Source organism: Pseudochelatococcus sp. B33 (genome assembly GCF_053570585.1).
In genome coordinates this window covers 1-24,427 of the sequence record NZ_JBSEFH010000036.1, presented here as the reverse complement: position 1 = coordinate 24,427, position 24,427 = coordinate 1, and the positions used below count along the sequence as shown (strand labels likewise).

The following is a 24,427-nucleotide window of genomic DNA, read 5'->3' as shown; positions in this document are numbered from 1 at the left end:
ATGTGTCATGACACACCCAGGTATGCTTCTATCACCAAAGGATCGCGGCGCACATCGTCCTGAGTGCCATTGGTGAGGGTTCTGCCCTCCTGCAGGACATGCAGAGACGGGCAGCATTCCATGATGACTTGCAGGTTATGCTCGATGAGGAGAATGCCGCAGTTGAACGTGCCCGGTATCGCCCGGATCAGCTCGATGAGCTTGCCGCTCTCCACATCCTGCATTCCAGCCGCCGGCTCGTCGAGGAGCAGGAAGTCGGGCTCCAGCGCGAGTGCCCGTGCGATGCCGATCAGACGCTCCTGGGCATAGGGAAGTTCCGCCGATGGACGGCCTTCCACGTGGGACAGACCCACAAAGGCAATCGCTTCGCGCGCCTTGCGAATGGATTGCGCACGGCCGGAATGATGCAGCAGAGCCGCGACCTGAACGTTTTCGAGAACGCTCAGCCGCGGAAAGAGACGGACCGACTGGAATGTGCGGGCGATTCCGGAGCGCGCGAAAAATTCGGGTCCCGATGGCCGCAATGGCTGCCCGTCGAGCTGGACATGGCCCTGCGTCGGCGGCTGAAAGCCGCTGAGAACATTGACCAGCGTCGTCTTGCCCGCGCCATTCGGTCCCAGCAGACCAAGGATTTCTCCCCTTCGCAGCCTCAAGGAAACATTGTCAAGAGCCTTCAATCCCTGGAACTGGACACTGACCGCTTCGGTAGACAATATCTCGCTCACCAGGGGAGTTCCCTATCTTGCCGGCCGAGTGACGGAGCCGGCCGATTGCCGGCTCCATCGCCAGAGAGGCTGCCGCATGAGGGGTGAACTTACCACCACGTTACGAAGTCGCCCTTGCGGGGATCGTAGTAGCCGAGCGCTTCGCCCTTTCCTTCGCTGAAGCCGATGAACAGCATTGGCCGGTCGGTAACGATGTGCTGCTTGTCGGTGAAGGTCGTCAGGCCGGCGAGCAAGGGCTCGTCGGTGAAGGACTGCAGCTGCTCGCGCACCTTGTCGGTTTCGAACGAGCCGGCCGCGCGAACGGCGTTCGCCCACGCCTGAACGACACCGTAGCCGGTCACGGCATGTCCGAGCGCCGGCCGCTCTCCGAATTCCTTCTCGAAGCGCGCCAGGAACTTTTCCGTCTCGGGATTCGGGTCCGTTATGCCGCGGTCAGCGGCATAATTCAGGAAGTAGTAGTCGGAAAGATTGGGCACTGCCGAATGCCAGGCATCGCCGGCTCCGCCGGTTCCTGCCAGTATCGGCAGGTCGATGCCCGCGTCGCGGTACTGCTTGATGGTGCTCGCAAGCCCCGGAGGCACGCTGCAAAGGATGATCGCATCGGCTTCCTCGCCGTTCGCCTTGTAGCGGGAAATCTGCGAGGCGACGGAGACGTCGGCGTTTCTGAACGTATCCTCGAGAACAATGCTGCCCTCGCCGTTCAGCTCTTCCCATTTCGCCTTGAAGCCTGCACACAGGGACTTGTCGTATTCGATGAACGTATCGAGGAGGATGTAGGCCTTCTTCCATCCCTTCTTGCGCGTGCCCCAGTCAGCGAGAGCGCTGCCGGTTGCGGCGGCATCCGTGGCAAGGGAAAAGACGTTGCTGCCGATCGTATGGTTGCCGTACTTGAAATCGGCTCCGCAGGTGGAGATCGCGATCACGCCGGCATTCTGGGCCACGAGCCCGGCTGGCGCGCCGAGATCGAAGTCGCACGCCAGGACGAGCAGCTTGGCCCCCTTGTTGATCAGTTCCTGAGCGGCTTTTGAAGTCAGCGCCGGATCGGTTTTGGTGTCGATGTGTTCGAGCCGGATCTTCTTGCCGAGCAGGCCGCCCGCCTCGTTGATATCCCGGACGGCGAGTTCGGCAGCACGAGTCGGGTCCTGGTCGAACGGCCCCATCCAGCCGCTCAGCGAGGTCGCAGCACCGATCACGACCTCGTCTTCTGATTGGCCTTGAGCCGGAAGCGAGAGCATGATGCCCGCCACGGCCAATATGCCGGCCAAGCGTCGCACCATGTCCATTCTGTTTCCTGTCGTCATTCTGGTATCTCCTTGTGGGAATCTGGTTTCTGAAGACGAAACCCGTGGAGATGATCTTCGGGTTTCTCCGGTTGTGTGCCGGTCAAAAGCGCATGCCTTCTGGCTCGCGTCTCTTCCGAAAGGACATGGCCGTCGGCTGCGATCACGACGCCGTAGACGTCGCGCGCCCTCGGCGCGCTGATCCATCCCTCGGCGAGGTCCAAGGACACAAGTTCGGCCGGTCGCTCGAGAGGGGTGCCGTAACCGCCGCCGCCGCAGCAGAGCGAGACAATTCTTTCTCCGGGCTTGAGAACGATCTGCGCGCAGGCCGCCAGCGGGTGCAGCTGACCGTCCGCATCGCGCAGCCACTGGTTGGCCGAGGCCCCCGCACCTCCGCCATCGGCACCGCGGGGGGCGTTGACATTGCCGTCGCTGACATAGCCCAGCTCGACATCGCCGGCCAACGGCCCGTATTCCACGACGAGGCCACTCGCGCCGCGATACCGGCCTGCTCCCTCGCTATCTTTCACCAGCGCGCGTTTCCACACGACGATCGGATGGTAGAGCTCGTCCACTTCCACGCTGTCGAGAAAGCACATGCCGCCGTTTCCAGCGCACAGGTAGGTGAGCCACGCATCCCCGAACGATGTCGCCGCGCCGACCGTCGAGCCGAGGAAGAGCTGATTGACGAAGGGCTCGCCCGTTCGCGGATCTATGCCGGAAATGACCGAGGAGGCAGGTGCCTGCGAGCCTCCGAACTCGCCCGACCCGAAGCCCGATCCGAGTTTGGAGAGCGCAAGGGAAACCGCATTCGTCACTCTGTCGGCTACGTTGGTCGTTGCGACCGAGCAGCTTGTCGGATGCTTCGCGATACCCGCGACGCTGCCCTCGCGCAGCAGGATGTCTACTCTGCGGAAGCTTCCGGCATTGCGTGGAACATCGCCGCCCACCGTATTGAATATGGCGATCAGGGTCGCGGTTCTCGCGCATCCCTCCGACAGGTTCAGCCCACACGGCAAGGCATCGATATTGTCTCTCAGGTCGACGCGGATCCGCCCTTCCTCGGGCAGGCTCTCTACCCTCGCCACGATGCGCACACCTTCTTCCGGCGTGCCGGGAATGGGGTCATGGGCGCTGTCTCCGAATGTCGTTCCGGCGGGAAACTGGCTCAACCGTTCCGTCATCAGGACTTCGCTGTAATCCAGCCATTGCGTGGCGAAGCCGGAAAGCAGGTCCCATCCCAATTCCCGGCCGAGCAGCAGGATCTCCTGTTCGCCGATGCGGGCGGCACCCGTCATCGCCAGAAAATCCCCGTGCCACTGCTCGGGAACACGGATTCGCATCTCGCAAAGCCGGATGATGTCGTCGATGTTGCGATAATCGCTCTGCACCTTGACGGCGGGGAAAATCAGCGCACCCTCGTTATAGACGTCGACGGCCGCACCCATGTAGGTCGTCGGCAACGAGTTTCCGCAGTCCGCCTGGTGCGCCTTGACGAGAATCGTGAAGCGGTGCTTGCCGTCTTCATCCACGACGGGCACGAGGATGCCGTGGTCGGCCGGATGCGAACTGCCGTGATAGGGAGAGTTGTGCAGGAATGCGTCGCCGGACTTCAGATCGGGGTGGACCTCCTTCATGTAGCGCGACATGAGCTCCGGGCCCGCCAGGACGTGGATGGGCAGGCTGTCGGCCGTTGCCAGCAGTTCATCGCCGGCGGTCAGTATGCAGCAGGAGAAGTCCCTGGCGCGGTTTAGCACGCCTGACCTGCCGGTGCGGTAGAGCGTGTTTGTCATCTTACGTGCGATGCCCTCGATCCGGTTGATGAGGATCGAAAGCTGGGCGCCATTGAGAGCTGATTTCGAGGTCATCTGTCGTTGCTCCCGGAATTGTCGGAATTCGCGGGCGACCACGCGCCATTCGCATCAAAACGCACGATCAGGTTGCCGTCCAGGGTACGCGTCGCCGTGGCTCCGGAATCTATGACGGCTGATGTGAAGGCGGACTCGATGATCGCCGGCCCGCGAACATCCTCGCTTGCATCCATGCCGTCGAAGGACAGGATTCGGGCGTCGATCCATCCGTGTCCCGCGAAATAGACTTGCCGTTCGCCAGATTCGCGTGGTGCGGCCCGGCTTTGCAGGCGTAGCTCCACCTCGTCGTGCCGGATCAGCCTGACGGAGACGCGCCAGGCGATGATCTCGACCGTAGAGCGTTCATCGCGGAACCCGAAGACGCGCTCGTGCGTGCGATGGAAGGCTTCGGCAAGGAGACGCTCGCCGTCGTTGCCGAGAATCGCCTGCGGCGCGATGGGTACGTCTATTTCCCAGACCTGATGGGCATAGCGGGCCTCGATCACGTAATCTTCGGCATAGGAGCCTTCCGCGGCGCCGGATTGCGAGGCGAAGGAGCGCGCGCGCTCCTCGAGATACGCCAGGGTTTCGCGAATCCTGTCTCTGTCGAGCTGCTTCGAGCTTGTGACGAAGACACGCCGGAAATCGCGGCCGATGTCGCTCACGATGGCCCCGGCCGCGCTGAGCCCCGCCGCGACGGTCGGAATGATTGTGATGGTGCTGGCAAGCCGCCTGGCGATGGCCACGGCGTTCAGCCCGGCTGCCCCGCCGCCGGCGACCAGCACGGCGCTGGCGGTATCGATGCCCTGGTTGATCGTGATGTCGTTGATTGCCTGCACCATGTTTTCGGTCCAGACCGAAAGGATCGATGACGCGGCGTCTTCGAGGGAAAGATTCAGCGGTCGGGCGACGTGTTCTTCGATTACCGCTCTGGCGGCGACGGGATCGAGCGTTATCCTTCCGCCGAGGAAGAAGCCGGGATCGATGAAGCCGAGCACGACCGCCGCATCGGTGACGGTGGGCAGGACGCCTCCCTTCCCGTAGCAGGCCGGCCCCGGGACGGAGCCGGCACTTTGCGGCCCGACGTGAAGAACCCCGCCGGTATCTACCCAGGCGATGCTTCCGCCCCCTGCGCCCACGCTGCGCACGTCGACCGAGGGAAAGCCGGTCATGTCGCTCTGATAAGGCCGGCCGAGCCAGGTTTCCTGCGTGTAGGGAATCCGTCCGTCCCGGACGAGCGAGACGTCGAAGGTGGTCCCGCCGGTGTCGAAGATGACGGTGTCCCGTTCGTCCGCTTCCTTGCGCGCTATCCACTTACCCGCGAGGGGCGCCATCGACGGGCCGGATTTCAACGCGAGGATGGGAGATTGGCGCAGCGTAGCGACATCCACCATGGAGCCTTGCGAGGTCACGAGCCAGAGCTGCCCGCGGAAGCCTGCCTGCCGCATCTCGGATTCGAGATTCGTCAGGTAGCGATTCATCAACGGTTTCAGCGAGGCGTCGATGGCGGTGGCTACGGAGCGGCGATACTCGCGGATGCTGGGATTGAGCTGATGCGAGAGCGTGTAGGGCACGCCCGGCAGGTGCTCCTCGATAAGTCGCCCGACCCGCAGCTCATGGACAGGGTTGATCACGGACCAGAGCAGGGAAACGGCGATCGCTTCCACCTCGCGCGCCCGTAACGTCCGCAGCAGTTCTACGAGCGAGATTTCGCCCAGCGGGTCGAACACCGTGCCATCCGCCAGTATCCGTTCCGCCACCTCGAACGTCCACGCGCGTGGTATGTAAGGAGGCGGGAACCGCACCGTATGATTGAACGGCTCAAGCCTGCCGCCTTCGCGAAGGACGAGAATGTCGGGATGGCCGGCCGTGACGAGCAGAGCCGTCTTCGCCGTCTTGCGGGTGACGACTGCATTGATGGCATGAGTCGTGCCGTGCACGAAGGTTCGCCCTTGGGCGAGCAGTTCCCCGCGGTCGAGACCGAAGGCCGTGGCCGCGAGATCGAAGGCTGCCAGGATGCCGCGCACGGGCGCGACGGGATCGGTGGGCGCCTTGAACAATTGCAGCGCGCCGGCGGCGCTCTCGACGATGAGATCGGTGAATGTCCCGCCGGTATCTGCGGAAAAGCGGAACGAGGCGCTGGAATGCGCTTCTCCTGTCTGTTCGGTGATCTGGGGCAACGAAGTCATCGTGAACTATCTGAGCTCTGGGCCGAATGCTGGATAGGAAAGATCAGGCATCAGGAACGGCGGCTGACGACGGCGTTCCCTTCCGCCACGCGCACGCGTGGGATGATATTGTCCGCGAAACGCCGAAGCTCGGCCCGAAGCGGCTGGAACTGGAGCATGAACAGCTCGATCCCTGCCGCATGGAATGCGAGGATGCGCTCGCTTACCCGATCGTAGGAGCCGACCAGGCCCGCAGCCGTCCCGCCGTTGGTTCCGATCCGCGGCGAATGCGCCATGGTCTTGAACATCACGGCCTTCGGGTCGGCGTGGCGGCCCTGCAATGCATGGACATTGCCCTGCGATGCGAGGGCGATCAGCCGCTCGTGGGCGTCTTGCGCTTCCGCTTCGGTTTCGCGTGCGATGACGAAAGCCGACAGGCCGAAACGCAGGGGTGTGCCGTTGCGCGGCCGACGCCGCAGATCGGAGATAAGCGCCGCGACGTTTGCGAGAGGCTGCCCGTTGATGAACCATACGTCAGCCTGCTCGGCGGCCAGGGCGCGGGCGGGCTCTGACTCGCCGCCTATGTAGATCAGGGGCCGGGGCCGATAAAGATCCTTCGGCGTAAGCTTGTAATCGGCGATGGTGAAATGTGGCCCATCATGCGAAACGGTCTGTCCGGCGACAAGCCGGGACACGATGGAAATCCACTCGCGGCCGTAGGCATAGCGCTCGTCATGTTCGCCGAAGGCGATGCCGGCTTGCTCGAATTCCTGGCTGTTCCAGGCATTGACGAGATTGAACGCGAAACGTCCGGCGCTGATGTTCTCGATCTGAAGCGCCATTTTCGCGAGAAAGACAGGATGGAAAATATAGGGCTTGATCGCCGCTATGATCTCGATGCGACGGGTAAGCGCCGCCAGTGCCGCCGCAGCGGTCCAGGTTTCGAGCTGGTCGTGGTCCGGCAGATGGGGGTTGACGGTGTGTTGGGCTATGAGCACGGAATCGAAGCCGAGATCTTCGGCTTCGAGAACAACGGCCTTGTTGTGCTCCCACGAGGCGTTGAACGGCTCCTGGGGATCATTCAAGGCTGCACGCGGGCCATGCACCGGCGCCCAGACCCCGAAACGGATACCTGCGCCGGTCACGACGGCCTCCCGGTGAATGGCAGGTTTGCCTCACCGCGACAGACAACATCCGGCTTCGGGCGGACTGACAGTCCATGGCGTTTTGTCCGCACCGTCATTGCCCATAACTCCAGCAACTCACTGCTAAAAAACAAATATTACTTAGGCTATAGAAATTATTTTTTTTAAAGTCAATGGGGCGAATGTTGCGTTTTTCTCAATGAAGAGTTTGAAAATATAAAATTGAATATTTCATCGATTAGCCATAGCTACAGCTCTAATTCGAGATCTGGCAAGAAACTCTCACCCTAGAGGCTTTTAGATAGGGTCTGGATGAGATGAAATCCGATCGGATGTTAAGGAGCTTTGTGCCGTCGATACTTGCGTTCCGGCACCAACCCACTGGCATTCAGGCAAAATTTCCAACTCCAGGCACAAACCGCGGACTGCTGATGGCCTTTGGAACAGCATGCGTTCTGAATGAAATGATTGGCATTCGTCTCTTGAGGTTTTCGCGATTCACTTCCGTGGGAGGTGATCTATGATGCCCCGGTCGTATCCGCTTGATCGTCGGCAGCGCATTGCGCGGTTGATCGACGGTGGCGGGTCGCGGCGTGCGGCGGTGGCCCCTTTGGCATGTCGACCTCCTCCGTCATGAAGCTGATGGCAGCGTTTCGCCAGCCTGGCCGTCTGAAGGCAAAATCGTACGCGATGGGTATCCGGCCAGAGGGGGCGGCATGGCCGCGCGCGCCAGACTTGCCCGCATAGAGGGAAAGTTGCATGTCCATAGAATTCATCGGCATGATCCAGCCGAAGCTTAGTTCCGAAATCTATCCTTCCGACGCAACAGTCATCGATCTGGACTACGTCCGCAGGAGTGCCGTCGCGCACGATGAGAGTGGGTTCGACCGGATCCTGGTGGGCTATTACAGCAACGGTCCCGATGGCTTTCTGCTTGGTCAGCTTGCAGCCTCGCACACCAAGAAGGCGGGCGTGCTCATCGCCCATCGTCCCGGCTTTGCAGCGCCCCCCGTCATCGCGCGCAAATTCGCGACGCTCGACCATATTACCCGGGGCCGCGTTGCGCTCCATGTCATTACCGGCGGTTCCGATGCCGATCAGCGGCGTGACGGCGACTGGCTCCCGAAAGCCGACCGCTACCGCCGGACCGACGAATATATCGGCGTCCTGAAAAGGATCTGGTCGGAAGATGCGCCGGTCCATCACCAAGGCGAATTCTATCATTTAGAGGGCGCATCGGTGGTGCCGGCTCCCTATCAGCGGAATATCCCGATCTATTTCGGCGGCGCCTCGCATGATGCCATCGCGGTGGCCGGCAGGCATGCCGATGTCTTTGCGCTCTGGGGCGAGACGCTTGACCAGGCGCGCGAACTCATCGGCCGCGTGCGGGAGGCGGCCGCCCTGCATCATCGGCAGGTGCGCTTCAGCGTTTCACTGCGCCCGATTCTCGCGGAAACGGAAGATGCCGCCTGGGCGCGGGCACAGGAGTTTCTTGCCCGGGCGAAAGCGATAAGGAAAGCGGCCGGTCTGGATCCGTCCCCCAGAGCGCCAGAGGCGGAAGGGTCAAGGCGTCTACTCGAAGCCGCCACGAAGGGGACTCGGCTCGACAAGCGCCTGTGGACCGAAATGGCTGCCATCACCGGCGCGTCTGGCAACACGACCGCCTTGGTCGGGACCCCGGACCAGGTGGCGGATGCGTTGCTGGACTACTACGATATAGGCATCACCACTTTCCTGATCCGGGGATTCGATCCCCTTGAGGATGCGATCGAATATGGCCGGGAACTCCTGCCGCGGGTGCGCGCGCTGATCGGCAAACGTGGGGTGTCCGGAGGACCGGCGCCGACAATGCGTTCCAGCGATATACCGGATGGTCGATGAACAGTGCGCTGCTTCAAACCGGCTCCGTTTCGCGGAATGCGGGCAAAAGGCGGCAGCGGCGAACGATTTCCGCAATATTCAGCCAGGTGTCGAGTTCGAGGCCGAGCCGTTCGGCAACGAGCGCCTGAGGCACTAAAAAGATGTCCGCGATGGTCGGAACGTCGCCAATTGCGAAAGTACCGTTACGGTGGGCTGCGATCAGCACCTCCAGGGAGTCCAGCCCTTCCCGAATCCAGTGGCGCACCCAGCTGCGCACGTCATCCTCTGAAAAATCCTTGTTATCAGTGAGATAGGCTGCAACACGCGGTGTGCCGAAGGGATGGATATCGCATGCAGCGGTCAGCGCGATAGCCCGCGCCCGCGCTTTTGCCAACGGGGCGCTCGGCAGCAGGATCGGTTCGGGGTGGAGCTCGTCGATATACTCGATGATTGCAAGAGACTGCGTGAGGGTCGAACCGTCTTCCACACCGAGCGCGGGCACGAGGCGCTGCGGATTGATGCTGGCATAGGCGGGTGTCCGATTTTCGGCCTGGGAGCCATGAATGACGATCATATTCCGTTCTGGGTCGAGCCCCTTCAGGTGAAGAGCGATACGGACGCGGTAGGCGGCGGATGATCTGTCGTTGTCGTAAAGCTTCATCATGACCATCATTTCCTGCGTTTCCGAGCGTGTCGCTACTGGCTGGACGTCCCGGCTACAATGACTAGGACGCCGGTTTTTCATGGTCAAATTTGTAATTCTGGAGGAAAGCTTCAGCGAAACTCACGGGTTAAGCATACAGCCGTTCCCAACAGGAGGACGAGGTGTGCCCAGGCGGTGCAGCCTCGGACCATTCCGCGCATGAGTTTTTCTCAATAGATCAAAAAAAACTTTTAAATTGATAAATTATATTCATTTAATAGATTGGCAGGGCGGCCACTCTGACGGCATCACTGTGCAAAAATGGTGTCGTTGATCATCCCTCGAACGGAGGCGTCCATGCCCAAAGATGGCATCGTCGGGTTGAATTTGGCGAAGAACGTATTTCAGCCGCACGGCGCGGATGCACCGGGAGCGATCCCGTCCGCGCAGAAGCCTCGCCGTCATCCGGTGGTCGAGTTTCTCGCCTGCCGGGCCACCCGGGCGGCCGGTAACGCAAACGGCTCCGGGCGGTTCTCCGGGCGAAAAATCCACATGACCGGCATTCCTATTCCGGGCAGGCTCCTCGTCTCCGTGACGGTGGACGGATTGGCCTCTGCACAGGAGGATCAAAGAAAGTCATGCCACTCGTAAACCTCGATATGCACGTACTGCGTAGCTTCGTCGCTGGCGTCAATCTGGGGAGTTCGGCGCGCGCCGCCGAGAATGTCGGACGCTCCCAGTCTGCGATCAGCCTGCAATTGCGTAAGCTGGAAACGCAATGCGGCAAGGCGTTGTTCCGCAGGGAGGGCCGCAAACTGGTACTGACGGATGAAGGCGAGACGCTCTATCGCTACGCGGTGCGTCTGCTCGAACTCAACGACGAGGCGATCGGCGTCATCAACCAGGGGAACATCGAAGGCTATCTGCGCGTCGGCATGCCGCCGGACGTGGCGGAAACCTGGTTGCCCGGACTGCTTGGCCGATTCTCGCGCCATCGCCCTAACGTCACGGTCGAAGCACGGGTCGACCGCAATGCGACCTTGCTGGAGGACCTGTCGACTGGCGCGCTGGATGTCGCCCTTTTCTGGCGGGATACGACCCCTTCGATGACCCATCCACCCTATCAGGTTGTCGCGAACCTTCCGATCGTCTGGGTAGGGCCGGACGACAAGGCAGCGTTATCGTCGTTGTTCGACAACCCGATTCCCCTCGTTCTGATGGGCGCTCCCTGCATGTTTCGCAGCAAGGGCACGGCGGCTCTTGAGAAACAGGGACAGAACTGGCGGCTATCTTTCACGAGCCAGAGCCTTGCAAGCCTGTGGGCTGCGGTCAGGGCCGGTCTCGGCATCACCATCCGCACGTCGGAGGGCGTGCCGCCCGGCATGCGGATTCTCGACCCGGAACAATACAGCTTGCCGCCGCTCGGTGAGACGAACCTGTGCCTGCAGGCCAGTTCCGTCACGTCGCCGCTGGTGGAGCAGTTTATCGTCAGTCTCAAGGAACAGGTTCTGCCGCTTCCGGTTAAGACGAAACTACCGAAGGAAACGGCGTAGGAAGCAGAAGGAGAGTGAATCATGGCAGAAGATCACCACAAGACCACCGATTGGAAACATGACGGCGTACGTGTCATTCCGGCAGGCAGCCTCGACCCCAATACGGCACAAACGCCGGGCATGGATCGCCGCGCGGCCATCAACTTCGCTCGTGTGGGTGCCCAGAAGCTCTGGGCAGGCACGGTCACGATCCATCCCAACGCCAAGACGGGCGCACACCATCACGGTCCGCTTGAGAGCGTGATCTACGTCATCAAGGGCCGGGCCCGCCTGCGTTGGGGGGAAAGCCTGGAGTTCGTCGCGGAGGCGGGCGCCGGCGATTTTATCTATGTGCCGCCCTACGTTCCCCATCAGGAAATCAATGCCAGTCCCGACGAGGAGCTGGAATGCGTGCTGGTACGGAGCGACGGCGAAGCCGTCGTCGTCAATCTCGATATCGAGCCGGTCGAAAAGCCGGAAGAAGTCGCGTGGATTGATCCGATCCACCAGGGATGACCGTCGAGGGCTCGCAACCAAAGCCGCCAGATCGGTGGTGACCTGCCACCGAGATTTTCATCAAACAGGTCGAGGCACTCTACTGACAATCTGTCTTAGGCCCTTTGCAGCCGCTGCCGCTCATCCCAACGCGACGCAATCCGCAATCGCCAAGCCGGTGAAGGAATCGAGACGACGCTCGGCGTTTCGCTCCTCCACCGCGGCCCGCGGCAGATCTCCCCGACGCCGCGCGGTGAGGAAATCCTGCGCCTGGCGAAGGAGGCACTGCTGGTCCGCAGGCGAATCGTCGAAGCCGCCCCGGACATGATCGAAGGTCCGGAGCCCGCTGCGCGTGGGTGTCACCGACCTTGTGGCAATGACCTGGCTGGCCGACCGGTTGCAAGCGATCGCCAGGATCGCTCCCGACCTCGCCGTCTTGCCGACAGTCGACGTGAGGGCGCGCACAGCACCGAGCGCCGTCACATAGTCGACCGGAATGCCGAGCGGGGCCAGGTAGACGGCCGTGTTCAGCGTATCGCCGCCGAAGGAGAGCTCGAACGCCTTCCCGCCCGTGGACGAGAGTTTGAGCACGCATTCGCCAATGGCTGCAACCGTCATGGCGTCCCCCCCCCTCCGGCATCGGTGTTGCAACGATGCGCCGCGGCGCGATCGTCGCGAGGTCATACATGCCCGGCCGATATCAGGGATGCCATGATCCGGTTCCAGGCATCACGCGCCCACGCCTGTTCCTCGCCAGCGTCGATCATCGCGTGAACGCAGTGATAGCGCCAGTCGTAGATTTCCAGAAGGTAACGGGTTTCCGTTCCCTGCCGGACGGGCGACAGCCAGATTTCCTCGATCTGGTCGAGATCGATCGAGGTGGTGCACTTGCCCGCTGTCAACAACAGGATGTTGCCGGAATAGCGCATGCGCTCCAGCATGCCCCGGTGGAGCTGCACCATGCCGGCGTTGCAGGCCGCCTGCGTTACCGGCATCCTCGCCTGCGTCATCAGTGACAGGGCATCGTAGACCGCCTCGAAACGCACCCTCCGGGCTCCGGACAACATGGGCAGGGCCATCCGGCGCGAAACCCCATGGTTGACGAACAGGCTGTCGAGATGTCCCGCCAGATCGCAGGATTCGAGCAGACGCGGATCGCACTCGCCGCCGCACGCCCCTGTTCCGCCCTCACCCGGGCGGGAGGTGGAGGGCGCGGGCACGGAGGACGCCAGCCGCAGGCGCAGGTCGCGGTATCCGGCCGCACCCGTGAGCGAGGACAGGAACGCGCGGTGCAGCACCGTGCCCTCGGACGAGAAGAGCTGCAAGGAGTGCGGCATGCGCCCCATGGATGCACCGTCGATCATCATGACCGTGTCGACATTCGCCGCCATGAAGCGCAGTGCCGTGCGCCCCTCGGCGAAGCGCAGCGCGTCGCCCGCCGCCATCGGCCAGTCGTAGGGGCCGATATGCGTCATCACCACGCAGGGATTGAGCGTCACCGCCACGGCGAGATCGACGGACGGCAAGGTGGCGATCACCCCGGCGGGATCGGCCGCGACACGTTCCCCGCGAAAGCCCGGCGCGGTCACGATCGCCTGCAGGTCACTCGATACGCCATTCTCGCAATCACTTCCGTAAGGGCAACGATACGACATGAAAAGCTCGCCAAGGTCTGGAACGTCCGCCGCGGTTTGCAACCGGCTAGACGAAGACGCGCGGGCCACGGGCCGCGAAGCAGTCCGGGACCGGTCGTCCGGGTTGAGGTGTTTTCTCAGTAGACATCGCGCAGGTAACGCTTTTCCTTCCTGAGCGTGTTCACGTAGTCCGTCGCTTCCTCCACGGAACGGTCGCCATGCTTCGCGATGATCTCGTGCAGCGCACGGTCGACGTCCTTCGCCATGCGTCCCGCATCGCCGCAGACATAGAAATGGCCCCCCTGCTCCAGCCAGTCGAACAGATCGCGGCCATTCTCGTGCATGCGGTGCTGCACGTAGACCTTCTCCGCCTGATCGCGCGAGAAGGCGAGATCAAGGCGCGTCAGCAGGCCGCCGGCGCTCCAGGCGACGAGTTCGTTCTCGTAGAGAAAATCGCTTGCCCGGCGCTGATCGCCGAAGAACAGCCAGTTGCGGCCTTGGGCGCCCCTCGCCTGCCGGTGCTGGAGAAAGGCGCGAAAGGGAGCGATACCGGTGCCGGGACCGACCATGATCATCGGGGCGTCGTCAGCGGCAGGCGGGCGGAATGCCTTGTTCTGCTGCAGGAAGATACCTACGCCGCCGTTTCCGTCGGCCAGTCCGGCGAGCCATGACGAGCACACCCCTCCGCGCGCCCGGCCATCGTCCTTCCCGACGGGCTGGGACCAGTGCACCGTCGAGATCGTCAGATGGACGCGATCGGAATGCAGCAGCGGGCTTGACGAGATGGAATAGGCGCGATGCTGCAACGGCCGCAGCAGTCCGGCGAACGTGTCCGCATCGAGCGGCAAGGCGGGATCGACGTTCAGCAGGTCGAGAACATCCTTGCCCCAGAGGAAGGCATCGAGCGCCGCGCGCTCACCCGCCTCCGCCGCGTGCCAGCTTTCCCGCAGCACCTCGCCCTGCGCCCCCGACGCATGAGCGGCGACATGGGCGATGAGATCCTTCGCCGGCGTGGCGATTTCGAGTCCCCTCGCCAGCAGCTCGCCCAGCGGCCGGTCCACATTCGCTACCGGCGTGTCGGGGCTGCGACCGAGGCGTTCCAGCAGCAGCGCGACGAGCGCGGCGTCGTTCACCGGCATCACACCGAGCGCATCCCCCGCCTCGTAGGAGATGCCGCTGTCACCGAGATCCAGCTCGTAGTGGCGGATGTCCTTGCCCGAAGACTCGCCGGACAGCCGGCGGTTGACGGCAAGGCGCGCGGGATACGGTCTTCTGCGGCTCCACGCGGCCTTCGCGCTGGCGGGGGAGACTTCCTGCGCCGGCGCGGCGGCAAAGGCGTCCTGCTCCTGCCCGCCCGGCACGAACAGCGGAAGCGTGGTCGCGATCCAGTCATAGGCGGGCTTGTCGTAGTCGACGTCGCAATCGACGCGCGCCGCTGCCCGCGTCGCGCCAAGCTGTTCGAGCCGCAGGTCGACCAGCTTGCCGGCCTCGCAGAAGCCGTCATAGGCCCTGTCGCCGAGCGCAAGCACGGCATAGGTCATGCCCTCCAGCCTCGGTGCGGCATCCGCAGACAGTGCCGCCCAGAACAGGCCGGCGTTATCCGGCATCTCGCCCTCGCCATAGGTGGAGACGACGACGAGCACATGCTCCATGGCGGCGAACTGCGCGAGGTCGACCTCGTCGAGCGCAAGCAGCACGGGCTCCAGCCCCCGCTTGCGCGCGGCGTTGACCGCGCTCTCCGCCACCGATTCCGCGTTGCCGGTCTGGCTGCCGTAAAGGACGTGTACCTTGCGCGCCGGCGCCTGCGCGGCCGCGACCGTAGCGGCGGGGACGTGCGCGGCAGGACCGGTCTCCAGCGCCAGCCGCGAGTTGAGCCCCGCCAGGAAGCCCGCGAGCCACGCCCGCTGCTCGGAGCTGAAGGGCGCGTCATCGGGAATGTAGGGGATCTTCATGATGACATGCCTCCTTAACCGTGCTGGTTCGCGCTGGCGACGATCTCAGGCAGGGCCGCCCGTGCGAAAAGTTCCTCGAAGTCGGGCAGACGGCCGAGGCGCTCGATGTTTCTGGCGTTCTGGTACAGGATCCAGCCGTAGGTGCCAGGGCTGTCCATCGAAATGACGTTGCGCCGCGCCAGCGCCTCCTTGTAGTCGCCGAGCCGCTTGCTTGCGACGAGCGCGGAGAGCGCCATGTCCTCATAGTCCTGCAGCGCCTCCCGGGCATGGCGCTGGAGCTTCTGCATCAGGGCGAAATCCTCGGTCAGCACCAGCTTGCGCATGGCCTCGCCGATCTCGGCATCGCCCGGGGCGGCCTTGCCTTCCTGCTTCAGCCGTGCGGCGGCGAGCTGCCGCGCCGCGTTGAGGACGGTGTAGTTGTTGAGCAGCGCGTACATGTCGCTGGTGTCGGTATGGCCGTATTCCGGCGCTACGCCACCGAGCACCGGTCTGCGGTCGCGGAAGGCCAGCTTGAACTTGCGCAGCTGATGGCCCGCCAGCGCCTCGGAGAACTCCTCCAGCAGATCCTTGCGCGACTTCGCGGCGAGGATGGCGTCGCAATCCTGATATTGCAGCAGGGAGACCGGCAGGCCGTAGACGAAATTGCGCTTTTCGGCCTCCCAGTTCGCCAGCAACCAGGCGGCGCGGTGCGAGCCGGTCTCGGCCAGGTGCCACTCCAGCAACCGATGCACCGCGTCCGCATGGATCACCGACGCCTCGTCATCGCCGGCAATGGGAAACAGCAGCAGGCTGTCGGCGCTGACTTTCTTCGGCAGGTCGCCGTAGGGGTCGTACTGGTAGACGAATCCGCCGCTCATGCCGTTGCCGAAGCCCGCACCGAAAGCGCCCAGATTGAGCACCGCACCATTCGTCATGTACTCGCAGCAGAAATCGCCGACGCCTTCCACGACCGCCGTGGCGCCGGAGTTCCGCACGGCGAAGCGGTCACCCGCCTGCCCCTCGATGAAGGTGCGCCCGCCGGTGGCCCCGAACAGGGCGAAATTGCCGATCAGCACATTGCCACCCGCATCGCGCGAGCCGCCGCCCGGCGACCGCACCGCGATGACGCCCCCGCAGGCACCCTTGCCGACGCCGTCGTTGCAGGTGCCGGTATGACGCATCACCATGCCGTCATTGCAGAACGCACCGTAGGACTGCCCCGCCGAGCCGGTCGTCTCGATGGTGACGCTGCGGCCGTCAAGGAAGCGCCGGCCCCGATCATCGATGATGACGGACGGCAGCGCCCGCGCATTCGCCTCTGTCAGCGTGTGGTTGAGCAGCCGCTCGATATCGACCGCAAGCTGGCCACCGATGCTCTTGTTGCGGTTGCCGAGATGCCCGCCGCCGATTTCGACGGTCAATTCCCGCCCGTCGACCAGCGCCGCGTGCACCTGCCGGAACCAGTCATCATCGCGCGAATAGTCCGCCTCCATGTAGACCGGGTCGGAGACGGGCGTTGCATCGGCCACCGTCAGCATGGCGCGCAGATCAAGCTGGCCGACGCTCGCCGGATGGTCAAGCAGGTGGAGCAGGTCCGACCTCCCGCGCGCCTCGCGCAGCGACCGCAGGCCGAGCGTCGCGAGGATTTCGCGCGTCTCGTGGGCGACGTTCACCAGATATTGCGCCAGCGCGCGCGGATCGCCGTCGAACAGCTCGGAATTGGTGGTGAGCCCGGCTGGGCACTTGATGTTGCAGTTCTTGGCCATGACGCACTTGAGCATCATCAGCGCCGCCGTGCCGAACTCGAAGCTGTCCCCGCCGAGCAGCGCGGACTTGACCACGTCGCTCGCCGTCTGATGCGCGCCGGAGCAGCGCAGCGTCACCTTCTGGCGCAGGCCGTTGGCGCACAGCGCCTGATGCACCTCCGCGACGCCGATCTCGGCCACACGACCGGTGTACTTGAGGCTGGTGACGGCGGCAGCACCCGTGCCGCCGGTGTTGCCCGCGACGTTGATGACATCCGCGCCCGCCTTCGCCACGCCGACCGCGATGGTGCCGACGCCCTCGGACGACACCAGCTTGACGATCACCCGCACCCTCGCCGCCTTGCAGTCGTGGATGAGCTGCGCGAGATCCTCGATTGAGTAGGTGTCGTGATGTGGCGGCGGCGACACGAGCTCCACGCCCGGCGTGCCGCCGCGCGCGGCGGCAATCTCGACCGTCACCTTCTTGGCCGGCAGCTGGCCGCCCTCGCCGGGCTTGGCGCCCTGCCCGATCTTGATCTCCAGCTCCTCCAGCATCGGATCGGCCAGATAGCCCGCCCACACGCCGAAGCGGCCCGAGGCGAACTGCTTGATGCGTGAGGCGCGGATGGTGCCGTAGCGGGAGATGTGCTCGCCCCCCTCGCCGGAGTTCGACAGGCCGCCCACCATGTTGGTGCCGTGGGCGACCGCCTCGTGCGCCGGCGCGTTCAACGCGCCGTGGCTCATCGCACCGGAGGCGAACTGGCGCGTGATCTCGCTCGCCCGCTGCACGTCCTCAAGGGGAATGCTGTCCGGCGCGCGGCGCAGAAGCGCGAGATAGCCACGCGCCTCGCCCGTGGCGCGCAGGACGAGCTCCCCTTCCTCCAGCCAGTGGCCGGTGATGTCCTCGCCGAAGCGCAGCAGCAGCGACTGCCCCATCGCCGTCAGGCGGCCGACGTCGTTGGCGGCGGCGCTGAGGGCGCCGGCCACCGCGTCGGGCACGGCCGTCAGCCGCAGGCGGAACTCGTCCTCTGCCGTGCGGCGGCATGCGAGTCCGCGCACCTGGAAACCGTTGTTGCCCCTGCGCGAGAAGCGTCCCATCTCGCGCCGGAAATCCTCGGCATGGTTGAGGCAGGTCACATCGGCGGGGAAGGCCAGCACATCGCGCAGCGCCGCCGGACGCCGGGCGCGCTCCTGCGCCATCATGCGGCTGAAGGCACGATAGCCCGGCGTGATGCGGAAATTGTCGATGGCCTCGGGAGACAATTGCTCGAAGCTCGTCTCGCGATAGGCGGTCTCGTCGACACCGAACGCGTCCTCCATGCGGTTGAGCGGCAGCAGACGCAGGATATCGGCATCCTCCCCGGCTGCACCCGGGCGGCTGATGCGCTCCTCGGTCATGTCGACGAAGCCGCGCACCGCCACCGTGCCGAAGGAATGGCCCGCCCCATCGTTGCGTTCCTTGAAGAGGCCGAGCAGCGGAATGTCGCTTTCTTTGTGCACGAGCGATGCCCGCTCGTGCCAGTCGGCCACCGCCTGAGCGATGGTCTCGAAGCCGACGCCACCGACCGGAGTCTTCATGTTGGGGAAGTAGCGGCGCAGCACGGGATCGTTCGTATCGAGGAAGTTCGGCTCGAAGAACTCACCACCGATATAGCTCTCGACCGTGCAGAGCCCAACCTTGCCCATCGTCTTCATCAGCGACTTCTCGGCCGCCTTGACGAACTTGCCGAACGCCTTGTCCGCACCCTCCTCACCGAACTTCTCCTCGGCGCGCAGCTGCACCCCCAGCGGATAGACAGCGGATGCGCCGAAGCCCAGCGCCGTCGCGACATGGTGGGCGGAGGCAATCTGGCCGCTCTCCGCGATGACGGAAATGCGCAGCCGCAGCCCCTCGTCGATCAGCCTCTGGTTGACGGCGGAAATCGCGATGGTCAGCGGCAGCACGGCTCGCTCGCGCGATACGTGCCTGTCGGACAGCACGGCGATGCCGCCTTGTTCGTGCGCGAAATCAGCGACATCCCGGCAAAGGACGTCGATGGCCTCCTCCAGCGCCCGCGCATTGGCAGCCGCGTCGCCGAACACCGGCCCGTACAGGAGCTCGAATTTCCTGAACGGCGTCAGCTTCTGCTCCCTGAGTTGCAGCATCTCCAGATGCGACAGCAGCGGCGAACGAATGACGATTTGCCGCGAGGCCGCACCGCCGACACCCGCCTTGGCGCCGAGCGCCACGCGCATCGTCATGCCGTCGGCTTCGCGCAGGCTGTCGAGGGGCGGGTTCGTGACCTGGGCGAAACGCTGCGAGAAGTACTTGGCGACGCCGCCCTCCTGGTCGGACAGGGCGTTGATGGCGTTGCCGTAGCCCATGGCCGACACCTTCTCCGCGCCGGTCTCCAGCATGGGGTCCATCAGGAAGCGGAAGCTTTCCTGGTTGTGGGCATAGGCGACGTAGCGCTGACAGCGCTTGAAATCGCCGTTGTAGCGCAGGGGCGAGCCCTGCCGCTCGGCCGGGATGGCCGGCAGATCCTCGATATTGACCCGCGCGGCCGCAACCAACGCCTTGTAGTCACGCCGTGCCGCGATCCGCCGCAGGGCTTCGTCGGTGCCAAACGCCCGCCCCTCGCGATGGTCGAAATAGAGCATGCCGCCCGCCTCGATCCGCCCGCGGTGGATGACGGTCTCCGGCGGAAAGCCGATCTGCCCCGCTTCCGACATCACGCACAGATAGTCCGCCGTCTCCACCGTGCGCAGCGGCCGCAGGCCGAGGCGGTCGAGGCGTGCGCCGATGATGTCGCCGTTGCCGAAGATCAGCGCCGCCGGGCCGTCGTTCTTCTCCTCGTAGAGCGAGAAGTATTCGAGCATCGCCCGCACGTCGGGGTCGAGATCCCCGTTGTTCTCCCACGCGGGTGGCATCATGGACACGACAGCCGTGACCAGATCGAGCGCGTCGTCCATCAGCCGGCCGTGCAGGGTCTGGTCGAAACGGCAGCTGTCGGACTGGCCCCTGGGGCGGACGATGCGGCCGTTGCGGGCGCGCACTACGGCGGCCTCGGACAGGCGGTTCTTCTTGTCCGTGTTCAGCTCACCGTTGTGCGCCATCAGCCGGAAAGGCTGCGCCATGCTCGGATGCGGATCGGTATTGGTGGAAAAGCGGGTATGGAAGAACAGGCTGCGCACCCCGTGATCCGGGTCTGCGAGGTCACGGAAATAGGGGATGACCTCATTCGAGTTCAGGCGGCCCTTCAACACCTGCGTGCGCGCTGACAGCGACAACGGATAGAGTTCGCCAAGCCCGGAATCGGTGAACGCTTGCGCCTCGATGGCCTGCAGCGCACGGTAGATCGTCAGGTCGAAAGCGGCCTGCGACATCTCCGGCGGCGCCATGAAAACCCATTGACGGATCGGCAACTGGAAGCGGACGGCCGCTGGCCGCAACGCATCGTCATTCACCGGCACGTCGCGCACCAGCACGATGCCGAGCCCCTCGTCGCGCAATACGGCGGAAACGAGATCGACCGCCCGCCGCTGCGCCTCGCCGCCTCGCGGCCAGAAGAAGTTGCCGATTCCGAACAGCCCCGGTTCGAGATCGGCACGTCCCGTCAGCTTGCGAAAGAAGGCAAGCGACACGTCGATCGATACCCCTGCGCCATCGCCCACGCCCTCCGCCGACATGCCGCCGCGATGCGGCACCGCGCACAGCGCCTCGTCCGCCAGCCGGATGACCTCGTGGGTCTGCTGTCCGTCCTTGCGGGTGATGAAGCCGACGCCGCAATTGTTCTTTTCGACCGTATCGTCATACAGGCCGCAGGATCGATCCACCTGATTCATCGATTGTCTCCCTCCTCATCGACAGCCGGCCCAAGGGCCGGGCACTACGCCGAGGAGGCGCACAATCCGCCTGACGCTATCCGGCCATTCCCGAAAGATCGCCGCGTCGCCTCCCCGCATTCGCTGCTCGTCGCGGTTTTCGGGCTGCACGCGGCCCGGAAACCACCGCGCAGGCGGGAGGCGGAACGCCGGCCGTGACGGCGAGCAGGATCCACGGCATCATCGCCGCAATCGCCTGCATCTCGACGGATCCGGTATTCACGGCCAGTTCTCCGAAACATGGTGGCACGGATGCGATGGAAGTACATTCCAGCAGCCAGCGGCCATCAGTGTCCATGATCACTGATTGCCTCCGGCGGTTGCAACGTTCCCTTCCTCTGCCAGATGACAGGAACCGGGACGCCTGATCGTCCTGAAGAGCGTCAGCATACGCTCCGTCGTACATCACGGAGGCGGATATTTATATTACCCAAGGCTGACATGCAATATATAAATAACACACAAGTCTATTTTACGATAATTATATTCTACGGTTGGCACAGATTTACATAATATAAATTCTAATCAACTGGACGTTCCTGGAAACCAACCGGGCAAGACAATGCCTGCTTCCGTTCCATTTTGTTGAGGCGGCAGGGACAGCGGCGTGCGAAGACAACGCGCTGCCCGCCGTCGCACCGGCACTGACGCGATGCGTCTTCCCCCGCCGGATGCAGGCGATGCCCGATCCCACGGATTGCCCGGGCCGAAACCTGCCTTGCCTGAAACATGCTTGCTCGAAGCACGCCCTGATCGACGCGCCCCGGCCGGGACAGCGATATCCGGAACTATGCCTCTCCCGCGACGCATAGTCGGTTCCCGTTTCCTACTTGCGATGAAACACGGGCGCGCGTTTTTCGGCGAATGCCCTGCGGCCTTCATGCGCATCCTCGGTGGCGAAGCAGATGGTCTGCAGGTCACGTTCGTATTCGATGGCCTTCTCCAGCGGCATCGTATGCGCGGCGCGCAGGTTGAGCTTGGCGGTCTCGGCCGCGATCGGCGCGCGCGAGGCGATGATCCCGGCAAGCTCGCGTGCGCGCGGCACGAGCTTCTCCTGTTCCACGACCTCGCTGACCAGGCCCCATTGCAGCGCCCGGCCAGCGTCGACCGGCTCCCCGGTGAGCAGCATAAGGGCGGCGTTGGAGGCGCCGGCCGAATGCGTGAGGAAGGCCGCCATGCCACCACCGCCGATCCAGCCGAGCTTGATTTCCGGCGAGGCGAAGCGCGCGTTCGGCGAGGCGATGCGGATGTCGCAGCTCATCGACATTTCGAGGCCGCCACCGAAGGCATATCCTTTCACGGCCGCGATGGTCGGCTTGAGCAGCTTGCGGATCGCATCGCAATAGTCGGGGCGATTGCGGAAATTCCACGGTGTATCGTACGTGTCGAGTTCGCGAATGTCCGACCCCGCGCAGAAAGACTTCTCGCCCGCCCCCGTCAGGATCACGCAGCGGATGGTGTTGCTGACGTTGCATTCCGCCACGACCGCAAGCAATCCCTCGATCATTTCCGGCGTCATGGCATTCAGCTTGGCAGGTCGGTCCAGCGTGATCGTCGCGACATGCCCGTCGACCCTGAAATTGATATTCTCGCTCATTGCAACCTTCCCGAAACAGGAGCACGCGGGGACAACCCGGATGCATGACAAGCCGGCGCGGACGGACGGCGCCCCGCCGGCATCAGTTCACCCAACCGCCGTCGATGATGTGCGTCTGGCCGGTCGTGTAGGTCGCGCCCGCCGATAGACGGCGAGGTCGGCGATCTCCGCCGCACGTCCGATGCGCCCTATCGGCTGGCGCGCGATGAAGGCGGCACGCGCCTTCTCGTAGTCGCCGAGCGCCCGCAGCCGCTGTTCGAGCGACGGGCTCTCGACCGTACCGGGGCAGATCGCGTTGCAGCGGATGCCCTGGGTGACGTAGTCGACGGCGACCGACTTGGTCAGGCCGATGACGGCCGCCTTCGTGGCGCCATAGGCGAAGCGGCTCGGAACGCCCTTGATGCTGCCCGCCACGGACGCGATGTTGATGATGCAGCCGTCCCCGCGCGCGAGCATTCCGGGAAGCGCCGCGGAGATGGTCCGCATCATCGACTTCACGTTCACGTCGAAAGCGAAGTCGAGATCGTCCTCGGTGCATTCCAGAATGGTGCCGTTGTGAACGAAGCCGACCGCGTTGACGAGGATGTCGACGGTTCCGATCTCGGCGATCAGTTCCCTGACCGCCCCGTCGTCACGGGCGTCGAGCCCGCAGCGGCGCTCCACATCGAGACCCGCGAGCGCATTCTCGTTCAGATCGGTCGCCCAGACCTTTGCGCCACGGACGGCGAACGCTTCTGCGATAGCGCGGCCGATGCCCTGTCCTGCTGCGGTCACCAGCGTGACCTTGTTTGCGAGAGTTCCCACATATACCATGTATATCCCCTTTCAACTGCCCTGGCGGCCCGGACACCGGCCCGCGAGACGCCTACTTGCCCGCGAAGCTCTTTTGGAAAAGGGCTTCGAGGTCGGAAAGGACGGCCGCCGTGGCCCGCCGCGCCCTCAATCCATCGCTGATGCGGCTGGATGCGGCCGCCTGAAACGCCATGTAACCCTCGTGGCGCGGACGCAGGTAAGAACCTTCGAGCGTGGCGCGCGTCAGGCGGTAGAAATTGCCGGTATCAGCGTTGACGGCGTCGTCTTCCCAGGCGGCCGCACATGGCCCGGCTGTCCGCCGGCGTGGGCATAGGGACCGCGCTGCACGCCCTCCGACGCGATCCAGTAGGCGAAGTCCACCGCCTCCCCCGGATGGCCGGTGCGTGCCGATACCGCGATGCCGGTGCCGCCCAGCGTGCCGCCGACCGGTCCCGACGCGCCGGCGACAGGAATGTCGGCAAAGGCCAGACGCCGCGGACGAAAGCCTTCGCGCCCATAGCTGACATAGCCGTAGGTGTAGGGAATGCAGGCTCACGCGGCGTCCTGCTTCGCCATGGCCTCGGAAGCGTCGATTGGGTCCATGTCGAAACAGGCGGGATCGATATGCCCCGCCAGTTCGCGCATCATCTCATAGACGCGGGCACCTGCCTCGGGATCCGCGAACCTGCCCGGTAGCGTCGAGCAGGGCCGGCCGATATTGGCCGCCAGCGTGAAGAAAGTCATCAGCGCGTGCGGCGACCGCAGCGGCAGCAGCACCTTGCCGTCGCGGGCGAGGGCTACGACCTCGTCCCAGCTCGCCGGCGCCTTCGGCAGCAGGTCCGGCCGCCAGGCCATCACCTGCGTCGCGGCATCGATGGGGAACGCCCACTGGCGGCCCTGCCAGAAATAGCTGCGATAGGACGGGCCGACCGTCGCCGCCTCCAACGCCGCGCGCTCGGCCCCGCGCCCCGCCACATCGAGAGGCAGCAGGCATTCCTCCGCCGTGACCTGGCCCACATGCGGATGATCCGATCCCGGCCGAACCGGCGAACTTCGGGACGTTATCGATAAAACGCAATATCCCTCGCCGCCGTGCCTATGGCAGCCTGCATTCAGTTTAATCCATCGAATTGGACAAGCTCCGGAACAACATAGAGTTTACGGCG

General features: G+C 64.1%; 16 protein-coding genes and 2 pseudogenes. 4 read left to right on the top strand and 14 right to left on the bottom strand.

The genetic code is table 11. The annotated features are described in order from the left end of the window. Positions 1 to 5: 5 nt before the first annotated feature. From ACUSIJ_RS27060 to ACUSIJ_RS27040, 5 genes are all read right to left on the bottom strand, one after another. Complete coding sequence (locus tag ACUSIJ_RS27060; RefSeq protein WP_449311530.1) at positions 6 to 725, bottom strand: ABC transporter ATP-binding protein; 720 nt, start codon at positions 723 to 725, stop codon at positions 6 to 8. 89 nt (positions 726 to 814) lie between these two features. Then, the gene (locus ACUSIJ_RS27055) at positions 815 to 2,002 is read right to left on the bottom strand and encodes an ABC transporter substrate-binding protein (protein WP_449311529.1); all 1,188 of its coding nucleotides are present in this window, start codon (positions 2,000 to 2,002) and stop codon (positions 815 to 817) included. Positions 2,003 to 2,022: 20 nt separating this feature from the next. Continuing rightward, positions 2,023 to 3,873, bottom strand: a complete 1,851-nt coding sequence (locus tag ACUSIJ_RS27050) for a hydantoinase B/oxoprolinase family protein (protein WP_449311528.1) — start codon at positions 3,871 to 3,873, stop codon at positions 2,023 to 2,025. Next, positions 3,870 to 6,044 carry a hydantoinase/oxoprolinase family protein gene (locus tag ACUSIJ_RS27045; RefSeq protein WP_449311527.1) on the bottom strand — a complete coding sequence of 725 codons (2,175 nt, stop codon included), beginning with the start codon at positions 6,042 to 6,044 and terminating at the stop codon, positions 3,870 to 3,872. The genes ACUSIJ_RS27050 and ACUSIJ_RS27045 overlap by 4 nt, the downstream gene beginning before the upstream one ends. Before the next feature lie 50 nt (positions 6,045 to 6,094). Beyond that, the gene (locus ACUSIJ_RS27040) at positions 6,095 to 7,168 is read right to left on the bottom strand and encodes an LLM class flavin-dependent oxidoreductase (protein ID WP_449311526.1); all 1,074 of its coding nucleotides are present in this window, start codon (positions 7,166 to 7,168) and stop codon (positions 6,095 to 6,097) included. Positions 7,169 to 7,927: 759 nt separating this feature from the next. Here ACUSIJ_RS27040 and ACUSIJ_RS27035 point away from each other — a divergent pair. Then, a complete protein-coding gene (locus ACUSIJ_RS27035) occupies positions 7,928 to 9,049 on the top strand; it encodes an LLM class flavin-dependent oxidoreductase (protein WP_449311525.1) in 1,122 nt (373 codons plus the stop codon). 13 nt (positions 9,050 to 9,062) lie between these two features. On the opposite strand, the gene maiA is transcribed toward ACUSIJ_RS27035, so the two are convergent. Beyond that, the gene (maiA, locus tag ACUSIJ_RS27030) at positions 9,063 to 9,689 is read right to left on the bottom strand and encodes a maleylacetoacetate isomerase (protein WP_449311550.1); all 627 of its coding nucleotides are present in this window, start codon (positions 9,687 to 9,689) and stop codon (positions 9,063 to 9,065) included. 339 nt (positions 9,690 to 10,028) lie between these two features. Between maiA and ACUSIJ_RS27025 the strand changes: the two genes are divergently transcribed. Genes ACUSIJ_RS27025 through ACUSIJ_RS27015 form a run of 3 tightly spaced genes read left to right on the top strand, consistent with a single transcriptional unit; the run spans position 10,029 to position 11,719 of the window. Then, positions 10,029 to 10,322, top strand: a complete 294-nt coding sequence (locus tag ACUSIJ_RS27025; protein ID WP_449311524.1) for a hypothetical protein — start codon at positions 10,029 to 10,031, stop codon at positions 10,320 to 10,322. Next, entirely contained in the window at positions 10,310 to 11,224 is a 915-nt protein-coding gene (locus ACUSIJ_RS27020; RefSeq protein ID WP_449311523.1) for a LysR substrate-binding domain-containing protein, read from the top strand. The genes ACUSIJ_RS27025 and ACUSIJ_RS27020 overlap by 13 nt, the downstream gene beginning before the upstream one ends. 21 nt (positions 11,225 to 11,245) lie before the next feature. Beyond that, positions 11,246 to 11,719: a cupin domain-containing protein gene (locus ACUSIJ_RS27015; RefSeq protein WP_449311522.1), complete on the top strand. Its 474-nt coding sequence runs from the start codon at positions 11,246 to 11,248 to the stop codon at positions 11,717 to 11,719. A 120-nt stretch (positions 11,720 to 11,839) separates the two neighbouring features. On the opposite strand, the gene ACUSIJ_RS27010 is transcribed toward ACUSIJ_RS27015, so the two are convergent. From ACUSIJ_RS27010 to ACUSIJ_RS26975, 8 genes and pseudogenes are all read right to left on the bottom strand, one after another. Next, positions 11,840 to 12,316: a hypothetical protein gene (locus ACUSIJ_RS27010; RefSeq protein ID WP_449311521.1), complete on the bottom strand. Its 477-nt coding sequence runs from the start codon at positions 12,314 to 12,316 to the stop codon at positions 11,840 to 11,842. 62 nt (positions 12,317 to 12,378) lie between these two features. Continuing rightward, the gene (locus ACUSIJ_RS27005; protein WP_449311520.1) at positions 12,379 to 13,353 is read right to left on the bottom strand and encodes a hypothetical protein; all 975 of its coding nucleotides are present in this window, start codon (positions 13,351 to 13,353) and stop codon (positions 12,379 to 12,381) included. A gap of 116 nt (positions 13,354 to 13,469) precedes the next feature. After that, entirely contained in the window at positions 13,470 to 15,284 is a 1,815-nt protein-coding gene (locus ACUSIJ_RS27000; RefSeq protein WP_449311519.1) for a diflavin oxidoreductase, read from the bottom strand. Between the two features lie 14 nt (positions 15,285 to 15,298). Continuing rightward, a complete protein-coding gene (locus tag ACUSIJ_RS26995; protein WP_449311518.1) occupies positions 15,299 to 20,833 on the bottom strand; it encodes a glutamate synthase-related protein in 5,535 nt (1,844 codons plus the stop codon). A 76-nt stretch (positions 20,834 to 20,909) separates the two neighbouring features. Next, a complete protein-coding gene (locus tag ACUSIJ_RS26990) occupies positions 20,910 to 21,176 on the bottom strand; it encodes a hypothetical protein (protein WP_449311517.1) in 267 nt (88 codons plus the stop codon). 522 nt (positions 21,177 to 21,698) lie between these two features. Beyond that, entirely contained in the window at positions 21,699 to 22,469 is a 771-nt protein-coding gene (locus ACUSIJ_RS26985; protein WP_449311516.1) for an enoyl-CoA hydratase/isomerase family protein, read from the bottom strand. An 82-nt stretch (positions 22,470 to 22,551) separates the two neighbouring features. Next, positions 22,552 to 23,282, bottom strand: a pseudogene (locus tag ACUSIJ_RS26980) (SDR family oxidoreductase). A gap of 52 nt (positions 23,283 to 23,334) precedes the next feature. After that, positions 23,335 to 24,290, bottom strand: a pseudogene (locus tag ACUSIJ_RS26975) (extracellular solute-binding protein); the annotation flags it as partial. Between the last annotated feature and the right edge of the window lie 137 nt (positions 24,291 to 24,427).